General features: G+C 41.1%; 8 protein-coding genes and 2 pseudogenes. 8 read left to right on the plus strand and 2 right to left on the minus strand.

The window, feature by feature from the left end:
- Positions 1-21 precede the first annotated feature (21 nt).
- Entirely contained in the window at positions 22-1,071 is a 1,050-nt protein-coding gene (locus ACFRAK_RS01130) for a glycosyltransferase family 4 protein (RefSeq protein ID WP_387601209.1), read from the plus strand.
- Positions 1,072-1,258: 187 nt separating this feature from the next.
- On the opposite strand, the gene ACFRAK_RS01135 is transcribed toward ACFRAK_RS01130, so the two are convergent.
- Positions 1,259-2,281 (minus strand): LCP family protein, encoded by a 1,023-nt coding sequence (locus ACFRAK_RS01135; protein WP_387601206.1) that lies wholly within the window; start codon positions 2,279-2,281, stop codon positions 1,259-1,261.
- 178 nt (positions 2,282-2,459) lie between these two features.
- On the minus strand, positions 2,460-3,095 hold the full coding sequence (locus ACFRAK_RS01140) for a YigZ family protein (RefSeq protein ID WP_394571186.1): 636 nt from the start codon (positions 3,093-3,095) through the stop codon (positions 2,460-2,462).
- A gap of 615 nt (positions 3,096-3,710) precedes the next feature.
- Here ACFRAK_RS01140 and ACFRAK_RS01145 point away from each other — a divergent pair.
- From ACFRAK_RS01145 to ACFRAK_RS01175, 7 genes and pseudogenes are all read left to right on the plus strand, one after another.
- The gene (locus ACFRAK_RS01145) at positions 3,711-4,859 is read left to right on the plus strand and encodes a sensor histidine kinase (protein ID WP_260286781.1); all 1,149 of its coding nucleotides are present in this window, start codon (positions 3,711-3,713) and stop codon (positions 4,857-4,859) included.
- Positions 4,860-4,899: 40 nt separating this feature from the next.
- Complete coding sequence (locus ACFRAK_RS01150; protein ID WP_076368292.1) at positions 4,900-5,583, plus strand: response regulator; 684 nt, start codon at positions 4,900-4,902, stop codon at positions 5,581-5,583.
- Positions 5,584-5,771: 188 nt separating this feature from the next.
- Positions 5,772-6,614, plus strand: a complete 843-nt coding sequence (locus tag ACFRAK_RS01155) for a DegV family protein (protein WP_394571187.1) — start codon at positions 5,772-5,774, stop codon at positions 6,612-6,614.
- Positions 6,615-6,766: 152 nt separating this feature from the next.
- On the plus strand, positions 6,767-7,087 hold the full coding sequence (locus ACFRAK_RS01160; RefSeq protein ID WP_394571233.1) for an amidase domain-containing protein: 321 nt from the start codon (positions 6,767-6,769) through the stop codon (positions 7,085-7,087).
- 16 nt (positions 7,088-7,103) lie between these two features.
- On the plus strand, positions 7,104-7,526 hold the full coding sequence (locus ACFRAK_RS01165; protein WP_394571188.1) for a DUF4944 domain-containing protein: 423 nt from the start codon (positions 7,104-7,106) through the stop codon (positions 7,524-7,526).
- Positions 7,527-7,655: 129 nt separating this feature from the next.
- Positions 7,656-7,751 (plus strand): annotated as a pseudogene (locus ACFRAK_RS01170) (DegV family protein); the annotation flags it as partial.
- 119 nt (positions 7,752-7,870) lie between these two features.
- Positions 7,871-8,231: pseudogene (locus ACFRAK_RS01175) on the plus strand (DNA/RNA helicase); the annotation flags it as partial.

Below are 8,231 nucleotides of genomic sequence, written 5' to 3' on the forward strand. Positions count from 1 at the left end.
GTGGAATTGAGGTGGTTCTTGATGTTAATAGGGGCCTTGTTGGTAGCCTTTTTATTATCCATTTTTTTGACTCCTTTTGTCGGAAAGCTGGCCTTTAAATTAGGAGCTACCGATAAACCGAATGAGCGAAAAGTGCATAGTAAAATTATGCCGCGCATGGGCGGTTTAGCTATATTTTTGAGTTTTTTCATTACCTTCTTACTTTTCATGAATGACTTTCGGGAGCAGTTGCCCCTTCTGGTGGGAGCCCTTGTCATCATTTTGATCGGGATGGCTGATGATATTTTTGAACTAAGAGCTGCGCCCAAATTCCTGGGCCAGGTTTTGGCGGCCCTCATTATCGTATTATGGGGCGGTCTTGAAGTGGAATTCATCAATTTGCCGTTCTTTACCGATACACTTGAATTTGGTGTTTTTAGTATACCGATCACAATTTTGTGGATAGTCAGCATCATTAATGCAATAAACCTGATAGATGGACTGGATGGCCTTGCAGGCGGTGTCTCAACGATCGCATTGGTGACAATTGCAACCATGGCCCTTATTAAAGGGGACATATTTGTTGCTATGGTTGCATTGATCGTGATTGGAAGCACTCTTGGCTTTTTGAAATATAACTTTCATCCGGCAAAGATTTTCATGGGAGATACAGGTGCATTATTCTTAGGTTACATCATTGCCGTTCTATCCCTGTTAGGGTTTAAAAACGTTACGATGATTTCATTGATCGTACCGATCATCATTTTGGGTGTTCCCATTTCGGATACATTTTTCGCGATTATCCGCAGGGTCGTCAATAAACAGCCGATCTCGGCTGCTGATAAATCCCATTTACATCACTGTTTGATAAACTTGGGATTCACTCATAAGCAGACTGTCTTGCTCATTTACGCTTTAGCTGCTTGCTTTGGCTTAGCGGCCATAATCTTTTCATTTGCAACGATGTGGGGAGCTTTGATCCTTGTGACGGGACTCCTGCTGATCATAGAGATTTTTGTGGAGAAAATTGGTTTGGTCAATTCAAACTACCAGCCGTTGCTCAAGATGCTCAACTTTAAAAACAAGCCATGACCATTTTGGAAATAGATTACTAGATTAGCTAATATAAATAAAAGCCACCAATCGTTTAAAGAAACGGTTGGTGGCTTTTTTTGCTGTATTGAGAGTGGAACATTTAAGGCTGTATGCTAAGCATGTCATTTCATATAAGTTAAGCTGAAAAGGAAACCCCCACTCATGACGAGTGGGGGGCCTCACGTTATTCTTGTATTTGTGATTGAACTGCTTCAGTTTGATTGCCTTCATTCGGTCCCAGGTTCAAGTGGGATTGAAGCAACAGCTTAGTGTTCGCTACTGATGTATCGTTCAGCTGATAATAATAGGTTCCGTTAATGGTAGAATCCTGACCTTCGAGTTTGATGGTTTCAAGATTGAGTCCTTTATCGGTAGTTACATATTTTATAAAACCTCTCATTTGTGAGAATTGAAGGTTCGTTGTCATATTGTCACCGACAGCTTCCATTACATCTGTATATTTCGTCAGTGATCCGGCAGAGGTTGCTTTGGCAATGATGGCCCTTAGGACTTCCTGCTGACGTTCACCGCGTTGGATATCACTATCCTTTTTACGTGTCCGTGCAAACGCTAATGCTTCCTCACCATCAACGGTCTGTAATCCTTCTTCAAGATGGATGGCATTCTTTTTGTCATGTGAATCGATTTCATTTATTTCATAAGGGACATCTACTTCGATACCATCCAATGAATCTACGACATCGATGAAAGCATTAAAGTTCATGCGAACATAATAATCGACAGGGATATCGAATAACTCCTCTACGGTGTCCATCGTCGCCTTTGGTCCGCCGGCTGCGTGGGCCGCGTTGATTTTCGTGGTTACGCCTTTGGCTGGCACGTACACATAGGAATCACGTGGAATGCTTAATAGTTTTATAGATTTTTGATCTTTATTGAATGTGGCCAGAATTAAAGCATCCGAGCGGGAATTTCCTTTTAAGTCACGGTCCTTACTATCATCGATCCCTATGAAAAGGATCGAGAAATTATCTTCGAGCGGGTCGATCGCTGCATTTCGCTTTGCTGATGCCTCCACAGGGTCATAAGAATCACTGAATACGTTCTGGGCTTTCATATACAGGGTCGCAGCATACGTAGAAGCTCCCAGACCAAGTACCAGCAGGGGAACAAGCAACAACCAAAGCCTCTTTCGCCTTTTTTTCTTAGTTTTTTTAATTTTATAAACACGCCTAGTAGTAGACATCTTTTTCTTCTCCTTTTAAATAACGAATATCAGACATATATCGCTATTTTTCGAATCCTACAGTTTATATTTCGTCATATATCACACCTAATTTTACAATGATTTAATAATTTCGTAAAATAAATATTTCTTTTCAATTATATTACAGCATAAAAAAGGAAAAATATGCAGAAGTTTCTCAGGCGAATTCCTCTTCCAGATAAAGCATTTCTTCCTCAGTGATATGGCCTTGACCGTTTGTCAGCTCTGTAATCCATGCGGTATATGTCTCTTTTTGTGTTTCCTCGACATATACAAGGATATTGACCTGATCAAGGTACTGAATTTCCTTTATTTGATAAATGGAGGATCGCAATTCGTTTTCCAATTTCCCAAGCCAGGTATATTCGACGGTTGTTGAAATGACCCGCATTAGTTTTCTTACGACCACACCAGTTGCATTGATTCCTTCTGAAGTCGCTTTGCTGTAAGCGCGAATGAGACCGCCAGCACCAAGTTTTATGCCGCCAAAATACCGTGTGACAACAACAGCGGTGTCTTTCAGTTCTTTTTTCTTAAGTACTTCCAGGATAGGGACGCCCGCCGTTCCGCTCGGTTCCCCATCGTCGAGGGCTTTTTGGATTTGATTTTGTTCCCCGATCATATAAGCGGAACAATTATGTGTAGCATCTTTGTGCTTTTTCTTGATTTCCTGGATAAAGGCCTGTGCGGCATCTTCGGTTTCAACTCGGGCGATGTGGGAAATAAAACGGGATTTTTCAATGATGATTTCATGTTCGCCGCGACCTGCCACCGTTAAATATTGAGTGAGCATTACTATTCCACCTTCGTACTTCCTATTAGTTGATTTATTATAAGGCTTTGGGGAAAAAGTGGCAATGACGATTCATTTACATACCGCATGTGTAAAGAAACTTTAATATAAGAAAAAGCTGTACGTGTTATAATTAATTTCATTGCCTGTTATTGTTATTTGCTGGTCATATATTCTTAAAAGAATAACATTTTAGGAAAAACATGAGTTCTGTGCCATTATCCTGGCTTTGCTTTAACGCGTCCTCTCATTTCAGGGATTTTGCCATTTAATAAATGCATCTATTTCATAAGATAATCAATGGAGAAGAATATCCCATTTGATTGAAAAGGATATTTTGTATTAGGATAATAGAAACGGCTTTCTGCCTTTAATAGGCAGACTTAATGGCCGGGAATATGGATGTATAGTAAAAAGGTACATTTTAGGAAATCATAAAAGGGAATTAACGTATTTTTAATCTTTTTTTGGTACAATATGTTCATGAAGGTTACTTCATACAAAAGTTTCCAGAAATTTAGCCATTCATGAAAAAGGGAAAGAACTTTTTTCCATATACATAGTCTTTAAGACAATAAATTGTTTAAGTCTTTTGATTTAAGTGGAGGGATCTTAATGTCCATAAAAAAGGTTGATGCTAAAGCATTGGACAAGATCTTAGAAACAATGGTGAGCACTGTTAGTGAGAGTAAGGATGAGGTCTTTGATATCGGCGAACAATGCCGAAAGGATTTCGAGACATTATCAAAAGAGCTTGATGATGTGAAAATCAGGGTTGCCATTGTGATAACCGACAGCGATGCATTGGATTCGAAAGCCAGGTTTGCTCGAAAAAGGCTTTCAGAAGTCAGTATGCACTTCAACCATTTTTCTGAAGAACAGGTGCGCGATGCTTATGAAAGGGCACATAAGCTGCAAGTCGATTTACAAATTAACCGGCAATTGGAGAAAGAGCTCCGTAATCGCCGGGATGAGCTTGAGTTAAGGTTAAGGGGTCTTCAGCAGACGATCGATAAAGCGGTGCATCTCGTTTCGCAAATATCGGTAGTGCAGAATTATTTGACACAGGATCTTAAATTTGTGGGAGAAGCCCTTCAAGAAGCGAAACGCAAACAGGACTTCGGCCTGAAAATAATCGAGGCCCAGGAGCAGGAACGTAAAAAGCTCTCACGAGAAATTCATGATGGTCCTGCGCAAATGCTGGCAAACGTCATGATGCGCTCAGACTTGATAGAACGAGTGCAGCGGGAGAGAGGCCCTGATGAAGCGTTAGTGGAAATCCGCAGTTTGAAGGTCATGGTAAGGAATGCTTTATATGAAGTGCGCAGGATCATCTATGACCTTCGCCCTATGGCGCTTGATGATTTAGGCCTTGTACCTACCCTCAGAAAGTACCTGCAAACGACCGAAGACTATAATAATGGCGTGAACCTGAATTTCGTCAACCTTGGACAGGTCAAAAGGCTTCCTTCCGATATGGAGGTCGCATTATTCAGGCTGGTCCAAGAGGCTGTACAAAATTCATTGAAGCATGCGGACCCCAAACAGATTCAAGTTAAACTGTCGATTTCCAAGGAGATGGTAACCGTCGTCGTCAAAGATGATGGAAAGGGGTTTGACTCTTCGATTCAAAAAGAAGGTTCATTTGGCTTGGTAGGAATGAGGGAAAGGGTCGAGCTGCTGGAGGGTGAAATGACGATCGATTCACAACCGGGGGCAGGCACTTTGGTATTTATACAAGTTCCCTACCATGATAAATTATAGTGAATAGACATATTAAATAGAAACTAGGAGGAAGAAGCCGTTGAAGACTAGTATCATCATTATCGATGACCATCAGCTTTTCCGTGAAGGCGTAAAGCGCATATTAGATTTTGAATCATCCTTTGATGTTGTTGCCGAGGGTGATGACGGAAGCGAAGCGATGGACCTCGTTGAAACACATAAACCTGATGTTGTTATCATGGATATCAACATGCCGACCATGAATGGGGTCGAAGCAACAAAAATGCTCGTGAACCGTTACCCTGAAACAAAAGTCATCATCCTTTCCATTCATGATGATGAAAACTACGTGCAGCATGCATTGAAAACAGGAGCACAAGGTTATCTTTTGAAAGAAATGGACGCAGATGCGTTGATTGATGCTGTGCGTGTAGTCGCTGAAGGCGGCTCATACCTTCATCCGAAGGTGACCCATAATTTAGTTAAAGAATATCGCCGCTTAGCAGCTGAAGAGGGTGCTGATCGTGATTCCGTACATACGATAGAAATCAGGAGGCCGCTTCACCTATTGACTCGACGCGAATGTGAAGTGCTTCAACTTTTAGCGGACGGGAAAAGCAACCGGGCCATCGGAGAAACTCTATATATCAGTGAAAAGACAGTCAAGAACCATGTGAGTAACATTCTACAGAAGATGAATGTGAATGACCGTACACAAGCGGTTGTCCTAGCTATTAAAAATGGCTGGGTGGAAGTGAAGTAATTAAAGCGTTCGATATGTCCGGCTCTTCAGATACCGCAATGCGTGCTGAAGGGCCGGTTTTTTTTTGGTGGATAACTGATTCATATTCTTGGTTTCATAATGCAGAAAGCTATTAATGCAAATGAAGGTATTTTCAGATAGAATGGTGAATATGATACAGAGTAAATTTTTATAAGGATGGTACTATTATGAAAACCGCAGTCGTAACAGATAGCACTGCATATATACCTAAGGAAATACGTGATCGTTTACATATACATATGATGCCGCTTAATGTCATTTTTTCCAATGAAGCTTACCGGGAGGAAGTTGATATAACTGCGGATGAGTTTTATCAGGAAGTGAAGATGCAGGAGAAATTGCCGACCACTTCACAGCCGCCAATCGGGAAGTTTGTCGAGAAGTTCGAGGAACTGCAAAAAGAATATGATGATGTCATTTCCATTCATTTATCGAGCGGCATCAGCGGAACGTATCAAGGAGCTGTATCTGCAGGTGAAATGGTCGAAGGGATTAGGGTTCATGCCTTTGATTCGGAAATCAGCTGCATGGTACAGGGGTTTTACGTGATCGAGGCGGCAAAGATGGCACTTGATGGTAAAAGTGCAGAGGAAATCATGGCAAGGCTCGAAGAAATGAAACCATCGGTAAGGGCCTACTTCATGGCAGATGATCTATCCCATCTGCAGCGCGGCGGCCGCTTAAGCAGTGCCCAAGCATTGATTGGCAGCCTGCTTCAAGTGAAGCCTGTCCTCCATTTTGTTGATAAAGTCATCGTCCCGTTCGAAAAAATCCGTACAAGAAAAAAGGCGATGAAACGGATTGCCGATTTACTTGGGGAAGACGCGGCAATCGGCGAGAAGTATAAAGCCGTCATCATTCATGCAAAACGGGAAAGTGAAGCTAGAGACTGGAAAGCCGAACTTGAAGCACGGTTCCCAAATGTCGAGTTCGGCATCAGCTACTTCGGGCCAGTAATCGGAACGCATCTGGGAGAAGGTTCAATGGGGATGGGCTGGTATAAAATTTAAGCTGTGACGCCTTTACTAAGTGAAAGGCGTTTTTTCATGGAGTAAAAAGCGAATGATAAGGAGGATTGTAATTTATCCGGAAATGGAGGTTGCAATTTGGATTGTGTACAAGCATATCCCTAAAGTATACAGAACTACTAATTATTGGTATATTGTTTAAGTGCTATGGTGCTAAAGTTCTATATTTTAAAAGGTCTTCTTCATGGGTTTACGTAAGTGATTTTTATGCCTTCTGGAGTAAAACTCAGTCTACAAAAAGTAGTGCTAGTAAATCTACGCTAATTAGTTATGAAGATGAAGGGGATGTAATTCAGTTTAAGAAAAAGCATAAAACAAGATACTCTCATTCTATGTTTGTTTATGAAAAATCTAATGGCACCCTATATTTATCAGGCCACACAGATAATAATCTTAAAAGGAACTTCAAAAACATGAGTCCTGATTGGATTAAGTATCGCGTTATAAAATTTTAAATAGGAGGTGAAATGTTTGAAGAAAAAAAATATCTTGATTGTCGTATTATTATTTTTTGTGATATTGGTAGGGCTTTATTGGTATAGTTCTTCAGGAAAAATATGGGGGAAGTCTGAAAATAATATGTGGAAAGCAACATACAAAAAGAATAGAGATCCTAGTGAAGTTTATGGATGGGTTGCTTCTATTAAGCAGAGTAACAAGAATAAAGATGCAGTAGTTAAAAAAATTATTTTTCAGGAAGATGATAAAGTCTTAGTTGAGGTAACCGACTTTGCTCCTGGTAAAAGTGAGGATGGTATAGTCCACAAGATTAACCCTTTAGACTACCCTGACTTTTACCAAGCAGATGCTCCTAAAAAGGGATTAACCTATAAAATTTCCGTAACGTGGGAAAAAAATAGCAAACAACACACGGATACATTTACTCTCGATTAATTTAAAAAGAAAGTGCAGGCTAATTCCTGCTCTTTTTATAGTTTTATTTTCAAGGCTGTTGCCTAAATAATTGACTGTCCACTCACAGCACCCTAATCGGAAAGGAAAAGTAATGGCTTTAAGGGTTGGTTCCCAAATGTCGAGTTCGGCATCAGCTACTTCGGTCCAGTAATCGGAACGCATCTGGGAGAAGGTTCAATGGGGATGGGCTGGTATAAAATTTAAACTGTGACGCCTTTACTGAAAGGCGTTTTTTCATGGAGGAAAAAGGAATCCGGGAGTAAAAAGCGAATGATAAGGGGGAGTGTAATTTATTAAGAAAAGGAGGCTGCAATTTGGAAAACATGAGCATTTCCCCCCCTTATTCCCCGGAACTCCAGAACCATCTCACAGGAAAACACCTTTTGGCCTTCGAAATCCCCTTCTCCCAAGAACTCCTCGCAGAGCACCTCAAGAATGGGTATGTCTCGGAAACTTGCGGCGTGCAATCGGGGAACGGCAGTTATAACTGTGTACGCTGCGGTAACAAAGATCAAACGTTGTTTTATACTTTCCCTTGCAAGATTTGCAAGCAAGATTGCACCTATTGCCGCTCATGCGTCATGATGGGACGGGTCAGTGAATGTGCAAAGCTTTATAGGTGGACCGGACCCTGCGTTCAGTTTACGATTCCTGACAATGTGATGAGGTGGGCAGGCACTTTAT

The sequence above is a fragment of the Peribacillus sp. NPDC056705 genome, assembly GCF_043656335.1.